This window comes from Pseudomonas sp. 13B_2.1_Bac1 (assembly GCF_025466155.1).
In the GTDB taxonomy this organism is placed as follows: domain Bacteria; phylum Pseudomonadota; class Gammaproteobacteria; order Pseudomonadales; family Pseudomonadaceae; genus Aquipseudomonas; species Aquipseudomonas aylmerensis.
Map to the genome: position 1 here is coordinate 1 of NZ_JANLOH010000112.1, position 20977 is coordinate 20977.

General features: G+C 62.6%; 21 protein-coding genes and 2 pseudogenes. 14 read left to right on the forward strand and 9 right to left on the reverse strand.

Translation table 11 applies throughout. The annotated features are described in order from the left end of the window. Nucleotides 1–47 precede the first annotated feature (47 nt). The 4 genes from NTD80_RS28615 to NTD80_RS28630 all read left to right on the forward strand — a co-directional run bounded on the left by NTD80_RS28615 (nt 48) and on the right by NTD80_RS28630 (nt 4449). Entirely contained in the window at nt 48–1061 is a 1014-nt protein-coding gene (locus tag NTD80_RS28615) for an ABC transporter substrate-binding protein (RefSeq protein WP_262135678.1), read from the forward strand. Then, nucleotides 1061–1987 carry an aliphatic sulfonate ABC transporter substrate-binding protein gene (locus NTD80_RS28620; protein ID WP_262135679.1) on the forward strand — a complete coding sequence of 309 codons (927 nt, stop codon included), beginning with the start codon at nt 1061–1063 and terminating at the stop codon, nt 1985–1987. The genes NTD80_RS28615 and NTD80_RS28620 overlap by 1 nt, the downstream gene beginning before the upstream one ends. 72 nt (nt 1988–2059) lie before the next feature. Next, complete coding sequence (locus tag NTD80_RS28625) at nt 2060–3064, forward strand: ornithine cyclodeaminase family protein (RefSeq protein WP_262135680.1); 1005 nt, start codon at nt 2060–2062, stop codon at nt 3062–3064. Beyond that, nucleotides 3061–4449, forward strand: a complete 1389-nt coding sequence (locus tag NTD80_RS28630; protein ID WP_262135681.1) for an aromatic amino acid lyase — start codon at nt 3061–3063, stop codon at nt 4447–4449. Before NTD80_RS28625 ends, NTD80_RS28630 begins: the two co-directional genes overlap by 4 nt. Before the next feature lie 35 nt (nt 4450–4484). Here the strand turns inward: NTD80_RS28630 and gstA are convergent, their stop codons facing one another. Continuing rightward, on the reverse strand, nt 4485–5084 hold the full coding sequence (gene gstA / locus NTD80_RS28635) for a glutathione transferase GstA (RefSeq protein ID WP_262135682.1): 600 nt from the start codon (nt 5082–5084) through the stop codon (nt 4485–4487). 96 nt (nt 5085–5180) lie between these two features. Here gstA and NTD80_RS28640 point away from each other — a divergent pair, with 96 nt between their 5' ends. The 3 genes and pseudogenes from NTD80_RS28640 to NTD80_RS31490 form a co-directional block, all read left to right on the forward strand. Next, nucleotides 5181–6050, forward strand: a complete 870-nt coding sequence (locus NTD80_RS28640; protein WP_262135683.1) for a LysR family transcriptional regulator — start codon at nt 5181–5183, stop codon at nt 6048–6050. A gap of 167 nt (nt 6051–6217) precedes the next feature. Further along, nucleotides 6218–6994 (forward strand): annotated as a pseudogene (locus NTD80_RS31485) (PAS domain-containing protein); the annotation flags it as partial. 126 nt (nt 6995–7120) lie between these two features. Beyond that, nucleotides 7121–7537, forward strand: a pseudogene (locus NTD80_RS31490) (methyl-accepting chemotaxis protein); the annotation flags it as partial. Between the two features lie 98 nt (nt 7538–7635). Here the strand turns inward: NTD80_RS31490 and NTD80_RS28650 are convergent. The 5 genes from NTD80_RS28650 to NTD80_RS28670 all read right to left on the reverse strand — a co-directional run bounded on the left by NTD80_RS28650 (nt 7636) and on the right by NTD80_RS28670 (nt 12207). Next, on the reverse strand, nt 7636–8148 hold the full coding sequence (locus NTD80_RS28650) for a hypothetical protein (RefSeq protein ID WP_065909064.1): 513 nt from the start codon (nt 8146–8148) through the stop codon (nt 7636–7638). A gap of 133 nt (nt 8149–8281) precedes the next feature. Then, on the reverse strand, nt 8282–9691 hold the full coding sequence (locus NTD80_RS28655) for an MFS transporter (protein ID WP_065909065.1): 1410 nt from the start codon (nt 9689–9691) through the stop codon (nt 8282–8284). Between the two features lie 12 nt (nt 9692–9703). Further along, nucleotides 9704–10444 (reverse strand): NAD-dependent epimerase/dehydratase family protein, encoded by a 741-nt coding sequence (locus tag NTD80_RS28660; RefSeq protein ID WP_065909068.1) that lies wholly within the window; start codon nt 10442–10444, stop codon nt 9704–9706. Nucleotides 10445–10454: 10 nt separating this feature from the next. Beyond that, nucleotides 10455–11087 (reverse strand): glutathione S-transferase family protein, encoded by a 633-nt coding sequence (locus NTD80_RS28665; RefSeq protein ID WP_262135684.1) that lies wholly within the window; start codon nt 11085–11087, stop codon nt 10455–10457. Between the two features lie 88 nt (nt 11088–11175). Next, on the reverse strand, nt 11176–12207 hold the full coding sequence (locus tag NTD80_RS28670) for a LacI family DNA-binding transcriptional regulator (RefSeq protein WP_162946162.1): 1032 nt from the start codon (nt 12205–12207) through the stop codon (nt 11176–11178). Nucleotides 12208–12421: 214 nt separating this feature from the next. Between NTD80_RS28670 and NTD80_RS28675 the strand changes: the two genes are divergently transcribed. Both NTD80_RS28675 and NTD80_RS28680 read left to right on the forward strand, forming a co-directional pair. Beyond that, complete coding sequence (locus NTD80_RS28675; protein ID WP_065909076.1) at nt 12422–12955, forward strand: gluconokinase; 534 nt, start codon at nt 12422–12424, stop codon at nt 12953–12955. A gap of 84 nt (nt 12956–13039) precedes the next feature. Next, nucleotides 13040–14392: a GntP family permease gene (locus NTD80_RS28680; RefSeq protein ID WP_065909078.1), complete on the forward strand. Its 1353-nt coding sequence runs from the start codon at nt 13040–13042 to the stop codon at nt 14390–14392. A gap of 148 nt (nt 14393–14540) precedes the next feature. Here NTD80_RS28680 and alaC read toward each other — a convergent pair whose 3' ends face one another. Beyond that, on the reverse strand, nt 14541–15752 hold the full coding sequence (gene alaC / locus NTD80_RS28685; protein WP_065909081.1) for an alanine transaminase: 1212 nt from the start codon (nt 15750–15752) through the stop codon (nt 14541–14543). Nucleotides 15753–15948: 196 nt separating this feature from the next. On the opposite strand from alaC, the gene NTD80_RS28690 reads away from it, so the two are divergent. Continuing rightward, nucleotides 15949–16431, forward strand: a complete 483-nt coding sequence (locus NTD80_RS28690; RefSeq protein WP_262135685.1) for a GyrI-like domain-containing protein — start codon at nt 15949–15951, stop codon at nt 16429–16431. Between the two features lie 41 nt (nt 16432–16472). Here the strand turns inward: NTD80_RS28690 and NTD80_RS28695 are convergent, their stop codons facing one another. After that, a complete protein-coding gene (locus NTD80_RS28695; protein WP_262135686.1) occupies nt 16473–17663 on the reverse strand; it encodes a hypothetical protein in 1191 nt (396 codons plus the stop codon). A gap of 136 nt (nt 17664–17799) precedes the next feature. After that, entirely contained in the window at nt 17800–18300 is a 501-nt protein-coding gene (locus tag NTD80_RS28700) for a GNAT family N-acetyltransferase (protein WP_262135687.1), read from the reverse strand. A 147-nt stretch (nt 18301–18447) separates the two neighbouring features. Between NTD80_RS28700 and NTD80_RS28705 the strand changes: the two genes are divergently transcribed. The 4 genes from NTD80_RS28705 to NTD80_RS28720 are packed head-to-tail and all read left to right on the forward strand — an operon-like array spanning nt 18448 to nt 20976. Further along, a complete protein-coding gene (locus NTD80_RS28705; RefSeq protein ID WP_262135688.1) occupies nt 18448–18867 on the forward strand; it encodes a YybH family protein in 420 nt (139 codons plus the stop codon). Between the two features lie 42 nt (nt 18868–18909). After that, nucleotides 18910–19254, forward strand: a complete 345-nt coding sequence (locus tag NTD80_RS28710; protein WP_065909096.1) for a YciI family protein — start codon at nt 18910–18912, stop codon at nt 19252–19254. A 34-nt stretch (nt 19255–19288) separates the two neighbouring features. Continuing rightward, nucleotides 19289–19765 (forward strand): SRPBCC family protein, encoded by a 477-nt coding sequence (locus tag NTD80_RS28715; RefSeq protein ID WP_262135689.1) that lies wholly within the window; start codon nt 19289–19291, stop codon nt 19763–19765. Beyond that, on the forward strand, nt 19762–20976 hold the full coding sequence (locus NTD80_RS28720; protein WP_262135691.1) for an RNA polymerase sigma factor: 1215 nt from the start codon (nt 19762–19764) through the stop codon (nt 20974–20976). Before NTD80_RS28715 ends, NTD80_RS28720 begins: the two co-directional genes overlap by 4 nt. The last annotated feature ends 1 nt before the right edge of the window (nt 20977 follow it).

The following is a 20977-nucleotide window of genomic DNA, read 5'->3' on the forward strand; positions in this document are numbered from 1 at the left end:
CCACACTGCCCACTCTGGATCTGTTTTGAATCTCCAAGAGGCTACTCATGAGAACACTAAAAAACCTGCTCGGTGGCTCGCTGCTGGCGCTGGCCGTCCTGGCCCAGCAAGCGCCTGCCGCCGAAGCCATCAAACCCATCCACTTCGGTGACATCACCTGGGAAAGCGGCAGCCTGATCACCGAGGTCCTGCGCCTGATTGTCGAGAAAGGCTACGGCCTGCCCACCGACACCTTGCCCGGCAGCACCGTGAGCCTGGAAGCGGCCCTGGCCAAGGACGATATCCAGGTGATCGGCGAAGAGTGGGCCGGGCGCAGTCCGGCGTGGGTCAAGGCCGAAAGCGAAGGCAAAGTGTTCGGCCTGGGCGACACGGTCAAGGGCGCGACCGAAGGGTGGTGGGTGCCGGAATACGTGATCAAGGGCGACGCGGCACGCGGCATCAAACCGTTGGCGCCGGACCTCAAGTCGGTGGCCGACCTGGCGCGCTACAAGGATGTGTTCCGCGATCCCGAAGACCCGACGCGTGGGCGTTTCCTCAACAGCCCTACCGGCTGGACCTCGGAGATCGTCAACAGCCAGAAACTCAAGGCCTACAAGCTCACGGACAGCTTCGTCAACTTCCGCACCGGCTCCGGCGCGGCGCTGGATGCCGAGGTGGCGTCGTCGATCCGCCGTGGCAAGCCGGTGTTGTTCTACTACTGGTCGCCGACCCCGCTGCTGGGGCGTTTCAAGCTGATCAAGCTGGAAGAACCGCCGTTCAACGCCGAAGCCTGGAAGACGTTGTCCGACGCGAAAAACCCCAACCCGATCGGCACCCGTTCGATGCCGGCGCGCCTGGCGATTGGGGTGTCTGCGCCGTTCAAGGCGCAGTACCCGCAACTGGTGAGCGTGTTTGAGAAGGTCGACCTGCCGATTGATCTGCTCAACGGCATCCTCGGGGACATGAGTGAGAAACGCACTCCGCCCCGCCAGGTGGCTGAAGCCTTCCTCAAGGACCATCCGCAGGTCTGGCAGCAGTGGGTTCCGGCGGATGTCGCCGCCAAGGTCAAGGAGGCGCTGTGATGCTGAAGATGTTTGCTGGCGTCGTCCTCTCGTTGATCGCCGGCCAGCTGTTGGCCGCCGAACCCGCCACCTTGCGCATCGGCTACCAGAAAAGCTCGGTGAGCATGGTCCTCGCCCGTGAGCACAAACTCTTCGAAGCGGCGTTGCCCGGCACCCAGGTGCAGTGGATTGAATTCCTCGGCGGCCCGCCGCTGATCGAAGCCCTCAACGGCGGCAGCCTGGACATCGGCAATATCGGCGACATCCCGCCGATCTTCGCCCAGGCCGCCGGCATCGAGTTGCAGTACTTTGCCGTCGAGCCCAACGAGGGCAAATCCGAAGCCGTGCTGGTGCCAAAGAACAGCAACGTGCAAAGCGTGGCCGAACTCAAGGGCAAACGCGTGGCGTTGCTCAAGGGCTCCAGCGCGCACAACCTGTTCCTCAAGAGCCTGCTGCGCGCGGGCTTGCAATGGAAGGACGTCGACGTGGTGTACCTGTCGCCCTCGGATGGGCGCGCCGCCTTTGAACAGGGCAAGGTCGACGCCTGGGTGGTGTGGGATCCGTACTATTCGGCGGCGGTGGTCGACGGCTCCGCCCGCGTGCTCGGCGATGGCCAGGGCCTCAATCCTGCGGGTACGTTCTTCGTCGCCAGCAGCGCGTTTGTGCAACAGCACCCGCAAGCCATCGGCCCGATTATCCAGACCCTGGCCAAGGCGCAGCGCCTGTCCCTCGACCAGCCCGAGGAAAGCATCGCGCTGATGGCCAAGACCCTCGGCCTGCCTCCGGCGGTGGTCAAGAGCTACTTCGAACACCGTTCGTCGACCGCGATCCGCCCGCTGCAAGCCAGCGACATCGCCACTCAGCAACGCACCGCCGACCTGTTCTTCGCCAACGGCCTGATCCCGAAAAAGGTCGATGTGCAGCAAGTCGTCTTCAAGGCCCCATGACCTTGCAGGGGCCCGGCAAGCCGGGCTCCTGCGGAGGCGGACAGGCGCTATTCCATTATCAGTGAGCAGACCATGCAACCGATCTACATCGACTTTCTCAACGGCCTCGACATCGACGAGCTGGGCCTCACTAACGATGAAATCCTCGCCGCCATCGAAGCCAGCCTGGGTATCCAGGGCCGTGGCGAGGCGGTGATCGAACCGCGTACCCACCTGATTCCCGGCGGCGGTATCAACGGCCACTTCAACGTACTGCGCGGTGTACTCGGCGGCGATATCGGCTACGCCGGCGTCAAGGTGGTGGGCGATTTTGTCGACAACTACCGCAAGGGCCTGCCTTCGGAATTGGCGATCCTCAACCTGCTGGACCCGGCCACGGGCATCCCCAGGGCGATCCTCGACGCTTCGGCGATTACCGACATGCGCACCGGCGCGGTCACCGCGATTGGCGCCAAATACCTGGCCCGGCCCGACAGCAAGGTACTGGCGCATATCGGCGCGCGTGGCACCGCATACTGGAACGTGCGGCTGCTCGATCACCTGTTCGACTTCGAGGAAATTCGCGTGCATTCGCGCCGCAGCGAAAGCCGCGAAGCCTTCGCCGAGCGCCTGCGCCGCGACCTCGGCAAACCGGTGATTGTCACCGACGACTGGGAGTCCACCGTGCGCGGCGCCGACATCGTGGTCGAAGCCTCGCGCCTGGAGCAACCCGAGCCGTTGCTGCGCACCGACTGGATCAAGCCCGGCGCCTTTGTCGTGCCCTACGGCACCATGAGCGCGGTGGAACTGTCGCTCACCGACATCATGAGCAAGCTGGTGGTGGATGATTGGGGCCAGTGCAAGGGCGGCATGTTTGGCGCGTTGCGTGCGCATGTGGACGCCGGAAAACTCAGCGCCGAGACCTTGCACGCCGAGTTGGGGCAGATCGTCGCCGGCTTGAAAAGCGGCCGTGACAACCCCGAGGAAACCATCCTGTTCTGGCACCGCGGCTTGAGCCTCAGCGACATCGCCCTGGGCCATGCGTTGCTGGAAAAAGCCAAGCGCCTGGGGATTGGCCAGCGGCTGCGCTGGGCATGATTCACTTCGATCCCCAAGGGTTGGCGCTCGCCGATTTGCTGGCGATTGCCCGGCAGGATGCCCCGGCGGATTTCACCGTCCAGGCGCGACAACGTATCGACGCAGGCCATCGGTTGCTGCTCGAGTTGGCGGCCGCAGGCACGCCAATCTATGGCGTGACCACCGGCCTCGGTGCGGCCGTGGATACGCAGGTGGCGCCGCTGCAGGCGAACATTCCCCTGGGGCGTGCGGTGGGCGTCGGGCGCCTGGCCAATCGACAGGAAGTGCGCGCAATCACGGCGGCGCGCCTGGCCGGATTGGCTCAGGGCCGCGCGGGGATTTCACCGGCGGCAGCGGACGCCCTGCTGGCGTTGCTCAACTCGGGTGTCGAGCCCGAGGTGCCGCTGCTCGGATCGCTGGGCGAAAGCGACCTGGCGCCTCTGGCACACCTGAGCCTGGCGCTGGACGTGCCGTTGACCGGCAAGGATGGCCTGGCGCTGGTGTCGGCGAATGCGGCGAGTGTCGGGCTGGGCGCCTTGCTGGTCTTCGAGGCGCGGCAGGCGTTGGAGGCCTTGATGGCGGCGCTGGCGTTGGCGTGCGAAGGCTACCGCGCCAACCTCAGCCCGTTCCAGTCGTGGGCGTCACGCCTGCGCCCGGCGCCGGGGCAGACTGAACAGTCGTCCGCGTTGTTGCAGTTGCTGGCCGGCGGCGAGCTGGCAGACCAACCCCGCCGCCTGCAGGACCCGCTGAGCTTTCGCTGTGCCACGGTGGTCCAGGGCGCGGCGCAGCAGGCGCTGCAGCAATTGCATGCACTGGTCGAACTGGAACTGCGCAGTGGTGCGGATAACCCGGCGTTGATCAGCGAAGACGCGTTGGTCTTGGCCACCGCCAATTTCGACAGCACTCACCTGGCGCTGGCCGCCGAAGGCTTGGGCCTGGCGCTGAGTCGCGTCGCCGCGTGCAGCGCCGAACGGATTGCCAAGCTGCTTTCGCCGACGTCCAGCGATTTACCGCGTTTTCTGATCACCCAGCCAGGGCATGTGGGAATGGCAGCGTTGCAGCGCACCAGCTCGGCACTGGTCGCCGAGATCGGGCATTTGGCCAATCCGTTGCCCGCCGTCAGTGTGCCGGTGGCGGACCGCGTGGAAGACTACGCCGGGCAGGCGCTGGCAGTGGTCGACAAGACCCGCCGCCTGACCGAGCGCGTGTTGTGGCTGGCAAGTATCGAGCTGATCGTGGCGGCACAGGCGGTGGACCTGCGCGGCCCCTTGCAACTGGGGCAGGGCGTGCGGCAGATTCATGCCGCGGTGCGCAGCCGCGTGGCGCACCTGGATCAGGATCGCTCAGGCTCGGTGGATGTACTGGCGCTCGCCACCTTCCTCGAATCCAGCCCCTTCCCCCTATAGGCGCCGGTAAGCCGGCGCCTATAGGGATTGTGTTTTTATGGATTCTCGGCGGTCAGGGCGGCAATCACCGCTGGCCGCTCACCCACGCGCTGTTGAAACGCCGCCAGCGCCGGCCAGTCGCCCAGGTCGATAGCGTGAAATGCCGCCCAACGCAGCGCCACGAACAGGTACGCATCCGCCACCGAGTATTCGCCCAGCAGGTAATCCTTGTGCTCCAAGGTCTTTACCAGCACCGCGAAACGCTTGAACAGGGTGGCCTGGAACAGGCCACGCACCTCGCCCTGGATCGCGCTGTTGAAAAACACCGCCAGCCCGCCATGAATTTCGGTGGCGATAAAATTCAGCCATTCCTGCAAACGCACTCGCTCCCAGCTGCCGTTGGCGGGGGCGAGGTGGGCGGCGGGCTTCAGGTCCGCCAGATACTGCAGGATCGCGCTGGCTTCGGTCAGTACCTGGCCATTGTCCAACTGCAGCGCGGCGACGTAGCCCTTGGGGTTGATCTGCAGGAAATCCTCGCCGTCGGCGGTGGTTTTGGCCTGGTTGTCGACCTGCACCAGCTCGAACGGCAGCGCCAATTCGCGCAACACGATATGCGGGGCGAGTGAACAGGCGTTAGGGAAGAAATACAGTTTCATCTGCGGCAGCTCCGTTGAATTTGCGCCAGTCTCACGGGCATGGCACCGTGCGTAAAATTAAACCTTCAGACCCCTGCCATAAGGACAGCTACTGCCATGATGAACCTGATGCACTGGCGCCTGCTGGTGTCCGTGGCTGATCGCGGCAGCATCACCGCCGCCGCCGAAGCGGTGGGCATGACGCAATCGGCCGCCAGCCAGGCCATGGCCAGCATGGAGGCGACCCTGGGTGCGCAGCTGTTTACCCGTGAACCGCGCAAGACCTTGCCCACTGCCTTGGGCCTGAGTGTGATCGAGCAGGCGCGGGTGATGCTCGGCGCCTTGCAGACGATTCGCAGCACCGTGGATGAAGCACGCCCGATGCTGCGTGGGACGATTCGCATCGCCAGTTTCCCGATGGTGCTCGCGACTTTTCTGACACCGCTGCTGCAACGCTTCGCGCAGTTGTACCCGGGCATCGAGGTCACCACCCTGGATGTCACCGACAACGAAGTGCTGACCCTGCTCGACGCCGACCTGATCGACCTGGGCGTGGTGCTCAACCCCAAGCCCGAGCGCAATGCCACAGTGCTGGGGCGCGATTTGTGGATGGCGGTGCTGCCGGTCAACCATGCGCTGGCGCAGCGCCCGGCCGAGGCCAGCGTGTCGCTGGCGGAGCTGCTCGAACAACCGTTCGTGCTCGCCACCGGCGGTTGCACCGCCAACGCCCGCAGCCTGGGGGCCGCCGCGGGGCTGACGGTCAGCGATATCCGCGTGGAAGTGCGCGAATGGAACAGTGCCTTCAGCCTGGTGCGTGAAGGCGTTGGCGTGACGCTGGTGCCGGAAATGGCCCTGCCGGCCCAGCGCACCGGCCTGCGCGTCATGCCGCTGACGGTGCCGCTGCACCGCGAATTCGCGTTGGTGGGTTCCTCTGCCCGCGAGCCTTCGGCCGCTACCAACGCATTGTTGAAAATGCTTGCTGACTAGTGGCCTTGCATAGCGCCAAGCCCTGTCTATGCTCACCCAGAACCGTTGATGACGCTTGGCATATAAAGCGTTTCGGATGGTTATTTCCCCATGAAGGTGTGGCTGCACTGTCCAACAAATGAATGGAATGCGCCTTCGAGGCGCCGGGAATCCAGGGTGATCTGACCATGTTCAACCGCCATCACAAATCCGACCTGCTTGAAATCCAGCGTTTCTCCTGCGCACTCACCGAATCCAACGCCAAACTTGCCGCCATCAGCCGCTCCATGGCGATGATCGAGTTCGACCGCGACGGTGTGATCCTCGATGCCAACGACAACTTCTGCAAAACCATGGGCTACAGCGCCGAGGAAATACGCGGCAAGCATCACCGCATCTTTTGCGACGAGGCCTACACCCACACCGACGCCTACGCCAAGCTGTGGCGCGACCTGGCGCGGGGCGAGGCCCTCAGTGGCACCTTCATGCGCTTGAACAAGCATGGCCAGGAAGTGTGGCTGGAAGCCAGCTATATGCCGGTGCTGGGTCCGGACAACCACGTACAGAGCGTGATCAAAGTCGCGTCGGATATTTCCGCGCGGGTGCACCACGAGCATGAAAACCAGAGCCTGATCGACGCCATCGGCCGCTCGATGGCGGTGATCGAGTTCACCCCGCAGGGGCAGATCATCAATGCCAATGAAAACTTCCTGAAGACGGTTCAGTACTCCCTGGATGAGATCGTCGGCCAGCACCACAGCATGTTCTGCCATCGCAGCGAGGTGGAGTCGCCGGCCTACAAGGCGTTCTGGGCTTCGCTCAATCGCGGCGAATATCACTCGCACCGCTTCGAGCGCAGGAATAAATACGGCAAGACGCTGTTCCTGGAGGCCTCCTACAACCCGATCTTCGACGCCAGTGGGCGGCTGTACAAAGTGGTCAAGTTTGCCAGCGACATCACCGACCAGGTCACCACCCTGCGCACCGCCGCCGACTCGGCCCACGCCACCTCGGTACAGAACGACGCCTGCGCACGCAAGGGCTCGGAGGTGGTGCAGCAGACCGTGCAGATCATCGAGGAGATTTCCCATGACCTGAACCAGGCGGCGCAGAGCATCGACGCGGTGAGCAAACAGTCGGACATCATCGGCGCCATCGTGCAGACCATCCGCAGCATTGCCGAGCAGACCAATATGCTCGCGCTGAACGCGGCCATCGAAGCGGCGCGGGCCGGCGAGCATGGGCGCGGTTTTGCGGTGGTGGCCGACGAGGTGCGCAGCCTTGCGGCGCGGACCAGCCAGGCGACGGTGGAGATTGTCGAGGTGGTGCGCAAAAACCACGACCTGTCGCTGAGCGCGGTGTCGAGCATGCAGTCGAGCTTGAGCCGCACAGGGTTGGGGGTGGAATTGGCGAACGAGGCGGGGCAGGTGATCCTGGAGATTCAGGAAGGCTCACGGCATGTGGTGGATGCGATCAGTCAGTTCAATTCGACGTTGCAACTGCAATAAACGCATGAAGGAGCCGGCTTGCCGGCGATAGCATCACCTCGGTCTGGATTCACCGAGGCGCCTGCATCGCCGGCGCCTACCGTTGATCAGGTTGCCTGTTAGATGGCGGCCAGTGTTTCTTTCACCGCCTGTGCCTGCGGGTCAGCGGTTTTCGCCGCTACCTGCTGCTCTTGCTGCTGCTTCAGGCGCTCGGCCACTTGCTTGGAAATGGCGTCCTGCTTTTCCTGCGACATGTTCTGCACATCCGCCTCGGTCAAGCCTTGTTCCTTGAGCAGTTGCTCACGGATGCGCTCGGCCGGGGATTTGCTCATGTAGTCAGTGAAGTCGGCCCGCGCGGTGCTGGTGCTGCTGCCCGCTGCCGGCACATCGGTGGTTGCGGTGGTTGCCGCCGTGGTGGCCTGCAACTGCACGCGGGTCTTGGCAAAGGCTTCGTCGATGCGATCGTTGGCCTTGTCCAGTTCCTTCTGCGCGGCCGGTACGGTCACGCTTTGCTGCGCCGCTTGCACGGCACCGCTGTACAGCGCGCTGGCGGCGGCATTGGCGGGGTCCATGTCGGGCCGCTTGATCTGTTGAATGGTCGACACCGCTTGGGTGTTGTTGTTAACCAGCATGATCGGTCACCTGGGAAAATGGTCGGTGCCAGTGCTGGAGCAATTAGCATGCCGGGTCGCATCACCCCGGTTTTATTGGGGATGGCCTGGCCGCCGCGGCAAACATTGTCCCGCCGGCGGCCAACCGTTGCCGTCAGTGGGCGATGTTTTCCAGCGCCAGGTTGCGCGTGCGCGGGCCGAACCAACTGATGGTGATCATTACGATCAGCATACTGCTGGCAATAAACGCGAGGACGCCCGGCGTGCCCAGGTGCTCGAGGATAAACCCGATCAACAGGCTGCTGAACACCGTGGACAAGCGGCTGAACGAGTAGCAGAACCCGACCGCCCGCGCGCGGATGTTGGTGGGGAACAGTTCGCTCTGGTACGAGTGATAACTGAAGCTCAGCCAGGCGTTGCAGAAGGTGATCATCACCCCGCAGATCACCAGCCCCACCGCCGTGGTCTGCAGGGCGAACAGGCTGCCGAAGATCATCGCGCCCATGGCCGAGCCGACGATCTGCCACTTGTTTTCAAAGCGGTTGGCCACCTTCACAAACAGCAACGGCCCCAACGGGTAGGCGAGCGTGATGATAAAGGCGTACAGCAAGCTGTGGGTCACGCTCACGCCCTGGCCCGACAACAGCGCCGGCAACCAATTGCCGAAGCCGAAAAAGCCGATGGCCTGGAACACGTGGAACACAATCAGCATCAACGCGCGGCGTCGGTACGGCGGTTGCCAGATATCCGCAAATCGACCGTTGCCCTGCACGCTGACGGCTTCGGGTTCCGGTGCATCCAGCGGTTTGCCGTGATCCTTCTGGCAGCGCGCTTCCAGGCTGTCCATGATCTGGCCGGCTTCGTCGAAGCGGCCTTTTTGCGCGAGCCAGCGCGGTGACTCCGGCAAGCGCTTGCGCAGTTGCCAGATAAACAGCGCAAACACTGCACTGCTCAGCACCACCCAACGCCAGCCCGAGACCCCGAACGGCGCCTGGGGCACCAGCCACCACGACATCAGCGCCACTGCTGGCACCGACAGGAACTGAATAAAAAACGCAAAGGCGAACGCCGAGCTGCGCATGCGCTTGGGCACCAGTTCCGAGAGGTAGGCGTCGATCGTCACCAGCTCGATGCCCAGGCCGATGCCGACCAGAAAGCGCATGCAGATGATGCCCAGGGCTGAGGTCTGGATGCCCATCAGCACGGTGGCCACGGTGTACCAGATCAACGCAAAGGTGAAGATCGCCCGGCGCCCGAAACGGTCGGCGATGGGGCTGAGCAGGCTGGCGCCCAGGAACAACCCGAGGAAGGTCGCCGAGGCGAACGCCGCCTGGTCCGAGAAGCCAAACACGCCCTCGCTGCCGATGTGGAAAATCCCGTCCGTGATCAGGCCGGGGCTGATGTAAGCGGTCTGGAACAGGTCATACAGCTCGAAAAAGCCGCCGATAGACAGCAACGCCACCAGGCGCCAGACGGTAGCGACGGCGGGCAGGCGGTCAATGCGCGCGCTGATGTGGGCGGCGCGGACTGGGTCGATGCCGTCTGTAGCGGGGAGTGCAGGCATGGTGCGGGAAACTCAGTAAGTGATCGGAATCTCGAAATTTTCCTGGAAGGCATCATCGACCGGATGGTAACCCAACACCCGCGTGGTTTCGCTCAGGTCCAGGCGCTTGAAACGGTTATTGGAGATGCCGTGGGCGATCAGGTGCTTGACGCCCTCGGCCTCCACCGACCGTTGCAGCAGTTGCACCGCGTCACGAGGGCTGAGCCAGGCGCTGAGGTCGCGCGCGTTGTTCAGGTCGTGGGTCGCGGGGAACTCGAAGGCGCCGATGCGCAGGGCAATCGTCGACAGGGGCGTCTTGGCCGCGTAATAGCCACAGAGTGCCTCGCCGTAGCATTTGCTCACGCCGTACAGGTTGGCGGGCATGACTTGCATGCCGGGCGTGATCTGGCGATCCACCGGGTAGCCTTCGATAGTTTGCGCGCTGCTGGCGAACACCAGGCGCTGCACACCGGCGGCCACGGCGGCTTCGAACAGGTGGGTGGTGGCGAGGATGTTGTTGGGCAGCAATTCGTCGAACGTGGCGCTGGCATGGGGGATGCCGGAAAGGTGCACGATCACGTCGATGCCGTCGAGCAGGGCGGCGAGGCTGGATTTGTCGCTGAGGTCGGCCTGCACGAAGCGGTGCTCGCCGAGATTGAAGTCCGGGGCGATACGGTCGGTGAGGGTGAAGCGGTAGCGGTCTTTCGAGGCTTCGAAAAACGTTTTGCCGATGCGACCGCAGGCACCGGTGAGCAGTACATTGATTCCTTTCACGTGCAATTCCTTAGTTGTGACCGGCAAGGGCAAAGGTCTGGAAGCCCTGATGCTGGCCGAGGCGTTGATAGTAAGCGGCAATGGCGGGGTAGTGCGGCCGCGTCATGGGGGTCATCTGCCAGCGGTGCACCGAGAGGCCGATGAGGATATCGGCGAGGGTGAACTCATCCCCGGCCACGTAGGCATTGGTGCGAGCAAGCTGTTGTTCGAGCAGGCCCATCTTGTCGTTCCAGCGCTGCACGGCGGCGGCAATCTGCGCTGCGTCGAGGCCATCCGGGTTGTTGCGCACCAGCGCGGTGAAGGCATCGCCCCAGGCGCGGTTGAGTTCGATGGCTTGCCAGTCTATCCACTGCTCGACACGCGCCCGCGGCGCAGGCTCGGCGGGCAGCAGGTCGGTGCGTTGGTAGAGGCTGACGAGGTACCGACAGATGGTGTTGGATTCCCACAACACACCGTGATCGTCAATCAGCACCGGAACCTGGGCGTTGGGGTTCAGCTCAAGGAATTCGGCGGACTGGGTCGGCTTGAAGCCGATGCCCCAGTCTTCGCGCACGTAGTCGATGCCCAGTTCCTGGCAGGTCCACAGTACTTTTCGCACGTTGATGGAAGACGTGCGACCCAAGATTTTCAGTGAGTGTCCCATGGTGCTTCCCTGGCAGTGGAGAGCAGCCAATCTAGCAGGCGACGCCGAGGACAGCGAGTGCCTGGCGCGACCACCGATGATTTCGGGCTCAGGTACTCTCGCGCACCTGCAGCTCAAACCCCATGTCCACCACGGGTTTGGCGATCTTGTTGCCGGCCATGATCGTCAGCAAATGCTCCGCCGCCCGCCGGCCGATGGCTTCACGCGGTGTGCTGATGCTGCTCAGGCGCGGCACCATGAAGGAGGAGGCCGGCAAGTCGTTGAAGCCCAGCACCGCGACGCGCTCGGGTACTTTGATGCCATGGCGCATGGCCTCCAGCAGCGCGCCCTGGGCCAGGTCGTCGTTGCCGAAGAAGATCGCGTCCACCTCCGGATGGGCCGCCAGCAATTGCAAGAACAGCTCGCCACCCAGGCCGACCGAGGACGGGCGTGGCGTCAGCAGTTCCAACGCGGGGTCGTACATCCCTGCCTGTTGCAGCGCACGGCGGAAACCTTCGCCGCGCAGCAAGGTGCGTTGGTCCAGTTGCGCGCCAATATAGGCCAGGCGCTTGCGCCCGCGGGACAGCAAGTGCGCGGCAGCGGTTTCGCCGGCCGCCACCTGCGAGAAGCCCACGCAGTTCACGCCGGCGTTGGGGTCCAGGTCCATCATGTAGACGCACGGCACGTTGCTGGCCTCGACCATCCGTCGGGCGCTTTCGGTGCGGTCGAAGCCGGTCAGCAGCAAACCCCGCGGCTGGTAAGCCATGTAGTTGCGCAGCAGGTTTTCTTCTTCATCGCGCGAATAATGCGAGTTGCCGATCAGCACTTCAAAGCCCTTGGGCCGCAGCACCTGGTGGATGGCTTCGAGGGTTTCGATAAATAAAAGGTTGGACAGCGACGGCACCAGCACCACCACCGAATGGCTCTGCGCAGAGGCCAGCGCACGGGCGGCAGGGTTGACCACGTAGTTGAGTTCGGCGGCGGCGTGCTGCACTTTTTCCACCAGCTCGGTGGCAACGGTGCTGATGCCACGCAGGGCGCGGGACGCGGTAATGGGGCTGACGCCGGCCAGGCGGGCGACTTCGTTGAGGGTAGGGCGGCCCGTCGTGCGGGTATTTTTATCGTTCTTGGAGGTCATCAGGCGGCTTGCCAAACAAAAATCGAGGCACTAAGGTAGCGCTGTCTCCAAAGGCCTGCAAATTCTTGAAGAAAGGGTTGCCTGATCCTGTTCAAAACCATTGGAGCGGATGCACGCGTCACTCCATAAAAAAAGACAAGACGGCGCGGGAAAAGCCTGTTTTTGCACTAGCCTTACAGCGTGCAAAGGTAGCGCTATCTGCGTCCTGAGGTGTTTCATGAGTCAACCTGTTACCGCCCTGGTCATCATGGGTGTTTCCGGCTGTGGCAAGTCCAGCGTCAGCGAGGCCCTGTGCCGCCTGAACGGTGCCACCGCCATTGAAGGCGACAGCTTTCACCCCGCCGCGAACATCGAGAAGATGAGCGCCGGCCACCCCCTCAACGACGACGACCGTGCCGGCTGGCTCGACATCCTGTGCGATGAGCTGCGCCGTTCGCTCAAGGCCGGTGAGCATCCGGTGCTGACGTGTTCGGCGCTGAAAAAGAAATACCGCGACCACCTGCGCGAAGCCGCGCCGGGCCTGGGGTTTGTCTTCCTGGAGCTGACCCGTGCCGTGGCCGCCGACCGAGTGTCCCATCGCCCCGGCCATTTCATGCCGGCCAGCCTGATCGACAGCCAGTTCGCCACCCTTGAATCGCCCGTCGGCGAACCGCTGACCCTGGCCCTGAATGCCAGCGAAGACAGCGTCGAGGCATTGGCCGAGCAAACCAATGCCTGGTGGCTGAAACACGGTTTTGAACCATCCAAATAATTTTTTGCCGGAAAAGATAGCGCTATCCCCGGCGACAAATTGAATACCGGCTTTAATAACAACAACAAACAGGAGAGACCCCCCATGTTTGGCATGTCCCACGAGTCCTACCTGCTGCTTGATGCAGTGGTCACTATCATCGGTCTGATCTTTCTGATCACCAAGTTCAAGGTGCACCCGTTCATTGCACTGATCATCGCGGCCGGCTTCCTTGGCCTGACCTCGGGCATGCCCGTGGACAAGATCATCAAGGCGTTCCAGGACGGCTTCGGCGGGGTGCTCGGCTTTGTCGGCATCATCCTTGCGCTGGGCACCATGCTCGGCAAGATGATGGCCGAATCCGGCGGCGCCGATCAGATCGCCCAGACCCTGATCCGCGCCTTCGGCAAGGAAAAGGTCCAGTGGGCGATGATGTTCGCCGCGTTCCTGGTGGGCATCCCGCTGTTCTTCGAGATCGGTTTTGTATTGCTGATCCCGCTGGTGTTCATCGTCGCGCGCCGCACCGGCGTGTCGCTGATCAAGATCGGCATCCCGCTGCTGGCCGGCCTCTCGGCGGTGCACGGGCTGGTGCCGCCGCACCCGGGCCCGCTGCTGGCCATCGGCGTGTTTGGCGCGGACATCGGCAAGACCATCCTGTATGGCCTGATCGTCGCACTGCCGACCGCCATCATTGCCGGCCCGATCTTCGGTACGTTTATCGCCAAGTACATCCCGGGCAATCCGTCCCAGGAGTTGGTGGATCAACTGGCCCGCGAACCTGAGTCGAAAACCCTGCCGAGCTTCAGCATTACCCTGATCACTGTGCTGCTGCCGGTGTTCCTGATGCTGCTGAAAACCTTCGCCGACATCGCCCTGGTCGAAGGCCACGTGGTGCGCAACTGGATGGACATGATCGGCCACCCGATCACTGCGCTGCTGCTGGCGTTGCTGCTGTCGCTGTACACCTTTGGCCATCGCCAGGGCATCCATTCCAAGCAGATCCTCAAACTGCTCGACGCCAGCCTTGCGCCGACCGCCGCGATCATCCTGATCATCGGCGCCGGTGGCGGTTTCAAGCAGATGCTGGTAACCAGCGGCGTGGGTGACGTGATCGGCCACATGGCGGTGAACGCGCAGATCAACCCGATCCTGCTGGCCTGGCTGGTGGCGGCGGTGATTCGTGTGGCAACTGGCTCGGCGACCGTGGCGACCATTACCGGCGCCGGCATCGTGGTACCGGTGGTGGGCATGATTCCTGGGGTCAACCGTGAGTTGCTGGTGTTGGCGACGGGCGCAGGTTCGTTGATCCTGTCGCACGTCAATGATGCGGGGTTCTGGCTGGTGAAGCAGTACTTCAACATGACCGTGGCCGAGACCTTCAAGACCTGGACGGCGATGGAGACCATCCTGTCGGTGGTGGCGCTGATCTTTATCATGCTGCTGTCGTTGGTGGTCTGACAGGCACGTCATGATGCCGGGGTGAAAACCCCAACCAAATGCGGGAGCGGGCTTGCCCGCGAATGCGGTAGATCAGTCGCCAGATACATGACTGATACTGCGCATTCGCGAGCAAGCCCGCTCCCACATTTGTGACCGCGTTGCGGGATCAGGCCTTGGTGATCAAGCCATCCGCCCGGAACATCCCGCGAATGCCGCGCACCGCCTGGCGAATCCGGTCCTGGTTTTCGATCAGCGCAAAGCGCACATGATCGTCGCCGTACTCACCAAAGCCGATCCCCGGTGATACACACACCTTGGCTTCGAGCAGCAGCTTCTTGGCAAATTCCAGCGAGCCCATGGCGGCATACGCCTCGGGAATCTTCGCCCAGACGTACATCGACGCCTTCGGGTTTTCCACCATCCAGCCCAACTCATGCAGACCCTTGACCAGCACATTGCGGCGCTGGCGGTACTGTTCGGCGATGTCTTTGACGCACTGTTGGTCGCCTTCCAGCGCAGCGATCGCCGCCACCTGCAGCGGGGTGAAGGTGCCGTAGTCGTGGTAGCTCTTGATACGGGCCAGGGCGTTGACCAGTTCCGGGTTGCCGACCATGAAGCCGATGCGCCAGCCGGCCATGTTGTAGCTCTTGGACAGGGTGAAAAACTCCACCGCAATGTCCTTGGCGCCCGGCACCTGCATGATCGACGGGGCTTTCCAGCCGTCGTAGACGATGTCGGCGTAGGCCAGGTCATGCACCACCAGCACGTCGTACTGCTTGGCCAGCGCAATCACGCGCTCGAAGAAATCCAGCTCCACGCACTGCGCGGTCGGGTTGGATGGGAAACCGAGGATCATCATCTTCGGCTTGGGAATCGAGCCGCGAATCGCACGTTCCAACTCGGCGAAGAAGTCCACGCCAGGCACCAGCGGTACCGAACGCACCTGGGCGCCGGCAATCACGGCACCGTAGATGTGAATCGGGTAGCTGGGGTTCGGCACCAGCACGGTATCGCCCTGGTCCAGGGTGGCCAGCATCAAGTGCGCCAGGCCTTCCTTGGAACCGATGGTCACGATGGCTTCCGACTCGGGGTCGATGTCCACTTCATAGCGGTCCTTGTACCAGCGCGAAATGGCGCGGCGCAGGCGCGGAATGCCCTTGGAAGTGGAGTAGCCGTGGGTGTCTTCGCGCTGGGCGACGGTGACCATCTTCTCCACGATATGTGGTGGCGTGGCGCCGTCAGGGTTACCCATGCTCAAGTCGATGATGTCTTCGCCGCGCCGACGCGCAGCCATCTTCAGCTCGGCAGTGATATTGAAAACATACGGGGGGAGTCGATCAATGCGCGCAAAGCGGCGCGGCGAACCTTGGTCTGCCATTGTTGCCTCGAGAGTACGTAAGCGCCCGGAACCGTCCGAGCGACGTCGGCCACTGCGGTGGCCTGCGGGGCAGACAATACGGTCGATGATGGCCAGTTGTCCAGATGCGTAGGAAAATTTTCTGCATGGAGTCCAGCGCGGATATGCCCCTATACTCGATGCGGGTTTGTTCCCTCATAAGAAGGAGACTGTTCGTATGGATCAGCAGACAAAAAAACCGTTGGAGCCACGCATGGAAGCCGGTAAAGCCCTGGTGATCGCCGGGGTGCAAGGGCGTTACTCGAAGGCCACCGTGGGCGATATCCCCAAGCTGTGGGAGTTGTTCGACACCTGCGTCAAGGACATCAAGAAGCGCGTTGGCGGCGTGACCTATGGGGTGTGCCACAACCCCAAACATGACGAATTCGACTACATGGCCGGGGTTGAAGTCCCCACCAAGGGCGACGTACCGAGCAACTTCGAGTCCATCGAAATTCCACCGCTCAACTACGCCGTGTTCCCGCACTACGGCCCGGTGCAGGCGCTGGAGCAGACCTACGAACGCATCATGTTCGAATGGTTGCCGCACTCGGGCTACAAGGTGATGGGCGCGGATTTCGAGCGTTACAGCGCGGATTTTGATGCGCGCAAGGGCATCGGGACGGTGGAGATCTGGCTGCCGGTTCAAGCCAAGGCCTGAAGCAACGCGATTGAGCTGCCTGGGCAGCTCAATCGATACCGTCACTCGCTGAGCAGGCGCCCGATGAAGGACTGGCGACCCGCGTGAATGCCGCTGCTCTGCAGTGTGCTGTTGAACGTTACCCACTCCACCAGGCTGATTTGGCCGTACTCGGGACGTCCGTTGGGGTCTCGCCAAGCAATGGCGATGCCGCCCTCACCAAAGGTGGCGTCCGCGCCACTGTCCGGGTTGAACCGGAGCAGTTGGACGACGCCGCCATTAATATTTCGGGCCAGTGCCACAATTTTCTGATCAGGCTGGACTACCACGCTGGTAAAGCGGAAACCGTCGGCGTTTTTTTCCAGCGGCTTGCCGGCATAAAAGGCGGGATCGGGTTGGCCGTTAGCCAGCAGGATGGCCACGAAGTTCTTGTCCCACGGGATGGAATAGCTACTTCCGACAATCGCTATTCTGCCTTCCGGGCCCTTGGCCAGTGCAGTGACCTGCCTGTTTTGCTTATTGTCGAAGGGCAGTACGGCGACGCCATTTGTACCGAAGCTGCCGTCAATTTCACCTTTATCCGTCAGGCCGACGATGTAGGCCTCGCGTTTGTCGACCAGCTTGGTCGTACCGGCAGCTACGAAACCTTTTTGAGTGATCAACACACTGTCGAGTTGGGAATTAACCAACGTATTCGGTTCGTTGTTTCCGAAATTGAGGACCTCGCCGTTGACACCGAGTTGGTAGATAAAGGTGTCACTGCCGTCACTGAATACGGCGACAATCTTGTTATCGGCCTGCACGGCTAAACCGCCTTTGGTGCTCACGGGAAAGACCGCTTTATCCAGTTCCCTTATGCCGCCGACGCCAAACGACAGGTCCGCGTTGCCATCCTCTGCATTGAATCGAGTAACAAATGCGCGGTGCTCGTTTCCCCGTGCGGCCAGCAAAAGGAGCTTTCCATCAGGTTGAATGATCAGGTCCATGAGGACGGCGGATTCTGCAAGGCGCGTGTACCCGGTCCCGAATTGGGTGTCGGGCTCACCTGCAGGCGTATGTTTGGTGACGGCTAATCGATTTCTGTCGCCTTCGCTAGGCAATCCCACCGTCACGGTGGAACCGTCGCTGAGCACGCGTGACAGGCCTGCGGAGGACGAGGCGATGACCGTGCCGTCCTTTGGGGATTGGTTCCCGAAGGACAGGTCCGGGCTGCCGGCGGTGTTCGCCGTAGTGTGATTCGACGGAATACTCATGAGTGTTCTCCGGATGGGACGTTGAGAGTTTCCACGCCTGCTCGTTCCAAACCTTGAGCGACAACTTCGGGCATTCCAGTACAAGGCAAAGGGTGACCGCTGTATAGCTGTGAAATCTGACAGTAGACACGACCGTTCAGAGGGGTCGGTCAAACACCCAGCTCAACCGGCGCTCATACCCAATGCGGCCCCTATACGCCTCCCCGCTGTCCACCCAGCCGGCGCCCAGGTACATCGTCATCGCCGCCACATTGTCCGCGTCCACGGACAACTCCAGGCCCTTGATCTGCGGCCACGCCTGCAGTGCCGCTGCGGGCAGCGCCTGTAGACACGCCTTGCCGAACCCGCGCCCTTGCTGCTGGCGATCCACCTGCAGCGCATGCAGCGTCGCGCTGTGCTCGTCGGCCCAGTGGGGCAGGCAGGGTGGGCGCTTGAGCAGCAGGAAAGCCACGGGATGCTCGTCGGCAAGCAGGGCGAAGCCCTTGATCGCAGCGGGGTTGGGATTGACCAGCAGGCTGTTCAGCGCGCAGTCGATATCGCCGGAATACGCCAGTTGCTCGGGATGCACTTGCAGGGTGTTGAGCTGCTGTTTCTGCACAAGGCTCAGCGTCTCATAGGGGACGAGGCGGGATTCCATCAGGGACGCATCCGAATTCCTACAAAGAGCCGTGGATTCTAGCGGGTTTGCCGGGGGTGAAATTATTTTTCAAGCGGCTGTCGATTCGGCGTCGGCGCGTTCGACTAAGGGTGTCTTCCATGATTTACACCCCGCAGGAGTATCGCCATGAGCACCACCATCAATCGCCTCATCGATGCCTGGAAACACGCCATCATCGCCCGGGATATCGACAAGATTGTCAGCTTTTACGCCGACGATATCGTTTCGTTCGACGCCGTGACCGCGTTGCAATTCAAGGGCAAGGCCGCCTATCGCGCGCACTGGGAGGAATGCATGAAGCACTGCCCCGGCCCGGGGATTTTCGAGTTCCACGAACTGCGCATCGTCGAGTCCCAGGACAGCGCATTTGCCCACTGGCTGGCCCATTGCGGCGGCGCCGGGCCGGACGGCGAGGTCAAGGCCTGCTGGATGCGCGTGACTGTCGGCTATCAACAGATCAATGGCCAATGGCGCGTGGTGCATGAGCACTGGTCGGCGCCGTTCGACATGGACAGCGGCACCGCACTGTTCGACCTGAAACCTTGAGCGCCGCGAACTATAGTCAGTAGTCCGAAAACGGAGACGCACATGAAATACCTCTGCCTGATCTACAGCAACGAACAGGTCCTGCACACCTCGCCCGACAGCCCCGCAGACCCGGAGTGTCTTGCCTATGCGCAGTCCATCGAGGCCAGCGGCCGCATGCTCGCTGCCGAACCGCTGGAATCGGTAAGCACCGCCACCACCGTGCGTATGCGCAACGGCAAGCTGTCGATCACCGACGGGCCGTTTGCCGAAACCAAGGAGCAGCTCGCCGGGTTTTACCTGATCGAGGCCCGCGACTTGAATGAAGCGATCCAGGTGGCCGGTGGCATTCCGGCCGCCCGGGTCGGCAGCGTGGAAGTGCGCCCCGTGCGCGAGTTGAATCTCTGAACACAACAATCACAAGACTTGAGGAGGTTTACCCATGACAACCCAACCCGCCGAATTCGAACTGTCCATCAGCCGCTTGATCGACGCGCCGCGCCGCAAAGTTTTTCGCGCCTGGACCACGCCCGCCCTGTTGCAGCAATGGTGGGGCCCCCACGGCATGACCACCCCCGAGTGCGAAATGGACCTGTGGGTCGGTGGCCTGTTTCGCACCCTGATGCGTGCGCCGGACGGCAGCGAGTACCCGACCCAGGGCGTGTTCCTGGAGATTGAGGCGCCCAGTCGCCTGGTGTTTACCGACGCCTTCAAGCCGGGTTGGATCCCCTCGGGAAAACCGTTCATGAGCGCCGAAGTGACCTTTGAAGATGTCGACGGCAAGACCCGCTACACCGCCCGCGCCATGCACTGGAGCGCTGAAGACAAACAGGCCCACGAAGCCATGGGCTTTCACGACGGCTGGGGCCAGAGCCTGGACCGACTGGTGACATTGGTGACCCAGGGCATGCCCGATTGACGCCGGCGATCGAGGCGGTCTACCGCAGCGAATCGCGGCGCGTCCTCGCTACCCTGATCCGCCTGTTGGGGGATTTCGACCTCGCCGAAGAAGCCTTGCACGAGGCGTTCTTCGTCGCGGTCGAGCGCTGGCCGCAGGACGGTGTGCCACACAATCCCAGGGCGTGGCTGGTCTCCACCGGTCGCTTCAAAGCCATCGACCGCTTGCGCCGCCAGGCGCGGTTCACCCCGTTGCTGCAGGCTCAGGCCGACGCGCTGCAAGCGCAGGACTGGAGCGAGGAAGACGTGGAAGATGACCGCCTGCGCCTGATTTTTACCTGCTGTCACCCGGCACTGGCACCTGACGCACAGGCGGCGCTGACCCTGCGTGAGATCTGTGACCTCACCACCGAGGAAATCGCCCGCGCCTTCCTGGCCACGCCGACCACCATTGCCCAGCGCATCGTGCGCGCCAAGGGCAAGATCCGCGAAGCGAAAATTCCTTATCAGGTGCCGTCGCTGGCCGAACTGCCCGAGCGCCTCGACAGCGTGCTGCGCGTGGTTTACCTGGTGTTCAACGAAGGCTATTCAGCCTCCATGGGCGCCGACCTCACCCGGGAGGAGCTGACCCGCGAAGCCATTCGTCTCGGTCGCCTGTTGCTGGAATTGCTGCCGGAGCCGGAAGTGATGGGCTTGCTGGCGCTGATGCTGTTGCACGAATCCCGCCGTGCAGCACGGACCTCGGCCAGTGGCGAACTGGTGCTGTTGAATGAACAGGACCGTGCGCTGTGGGATGCGTCCTTGATGGCTGAAGGCTGCGCCTTGGTGGAACGCGCACTGGCCTTGCGCGGCTACGGGCCCTATTGCCTGCAGGCGGCGATTGCCGCGGTGCATGCCGAAGCGCCGGGCGCGGGGCAAACCGACTGGCTGCAGATCGTCGGGCTCTACGATGTATTGCTCAGGCAGGTGCCATCGCCGGTGATCGAGCTGAACCGCGCCGTGGCGGTGGCCATGTGGCAAGGCCCGCTGGCGGGCCTGGATCTGGTGGAAGGCATTTTGCAACGAGGCGATTTGCTCGATTACCACTTGGCGTATTCAGCGCGCGGGGAGTTCTGCCGGCAATTGGGGCGGGTAGAAGCGGCTCGTACAGCTTATGAAAAAGCCCTGTCGCTGACCCAGCAAGCGCCTGAAAAGCGCTTCCTCGAGCAGCGCCTGGCCGAACTCAAGCAGTAGG

Coding starts and splice junctions, on each gene's coding strand:
- NTD80_RS28615 (WP_262135678.1), top strand. CDS start 48: ATGAGAACACTAAAAAACCTGCTCGGTGGCTCGCTGCTGGCGCTGGCC.
- NTD80_RS28620 (WP_262135679.1), top strand. CDS start 1,061: ATGCTGAAGATGTTTGCTGGCGTCGTCCTCTCGTTGATCGCCGGCCAG.
- NTD80_RS28625 (WP_262135680.1), top strand. CDS start 2,060: ATGCAACCGATCTACATCGACTTTCTCAACGGCCTCGACATCGACGAG.
- NTD80_RS28630 (WP_262135681.1), top strand. CDS start 3,061: ATGATTCACTTCGATCCCCAAGGGTTGGCGCTCGCCGATTTGCTGGCG.
- gstA (WP_262135682.1), bottom strand. CDS start 5,084: ATGAAACTGTATTTCTTCCCTAACGCCTGTTCACTCGCCCCGCATATC.
- NTD80_RS28640 (WP_262135683.1), top strand. CDS start 5,181: ATGATGAACCTGATGCACTGGCGCCTGCTGGTGTCCGTGGCTGATCGC.
- NTD80_RS28650 (WP_065909064.1), bottom strand. CDS start 8,148: ATGCTGGTTAACAACAACACCCAAGCGGTGTCGACCATTCAACAGATC.
- NTD80_RS28655 (WP_065909065.1), bottom strand. CDS start 9,691: ATGCCTGCACTCCCCGCTACAGACGGCATCGACCCAGTCCGCGCCGCC.
- NTD80_RS28665 (WP_262135684.1), bottom strand. CDS start 11,087: ATGGGACACTCACTGAAAATCTTGGGTCGCACGTCTTCCATCAACGTG.
- NTD80_RS28675 (WP_065909076.1), top strand. CDS start 12,422: ATGAGTCAACCTGTTACCGCCCTGGTCATCATGGGTGTTTCCGGCTGT.
- NTD80_RS28680 (WP_065909078.1), top strand. CDS start 13,040: ATGTTTGGCATGTCCCACGAGTCCTACCTGCTGCTTGATGCAGTGGTC.
- alaC (WP_065909081.1), bottom strand. CDS start 15,752: ATGGCAGACCAAGGTTCGCCGCGCCGCTTTGCGCGCATTGATCGACTC.
- NTD80_RS28690 (WP_262135685.1), top strand. CDS start 15,949: ATGGATCAGCAGACAAAAAAACCGTTGGAGCCACGCATGGAAGCCGGT.
- NTD80_RS28695 (WP_262135686.1), bottom strand. CDS start 17,663: ATGAGTATTCCGTCGAATCACACTACGGCGAACACCGCCGGCAGCCCG.
- NTD80_RS28700 (WP_262135687.1), bottom strand. CDS start 18,300: ATGGAATCCCGCCTCGTCCCCTATGAGACGCTGAGCCTTGTGCAGAAA.
- NTD80_RS28705 (WP_262135688.1), top strand. CDS start 18,448: ATGAGCACCACCATCAATCGCCTCATCGATGCCTGGAAACACGCCATC.
- NTD80_RS28710 (WP_065909096.1), top strand. CDS start 18,910: ATGAAATACCTCTGCCTGATCTACAGCAACGAACAGGTCCTGCACACC.
- NTD80_RS28715 (WP_262135689.1), top strand. CDS start 19,289: ATGACAACCCAACCCGCCGAATTCGAACTGTCCATCAGCCGCTTGATC.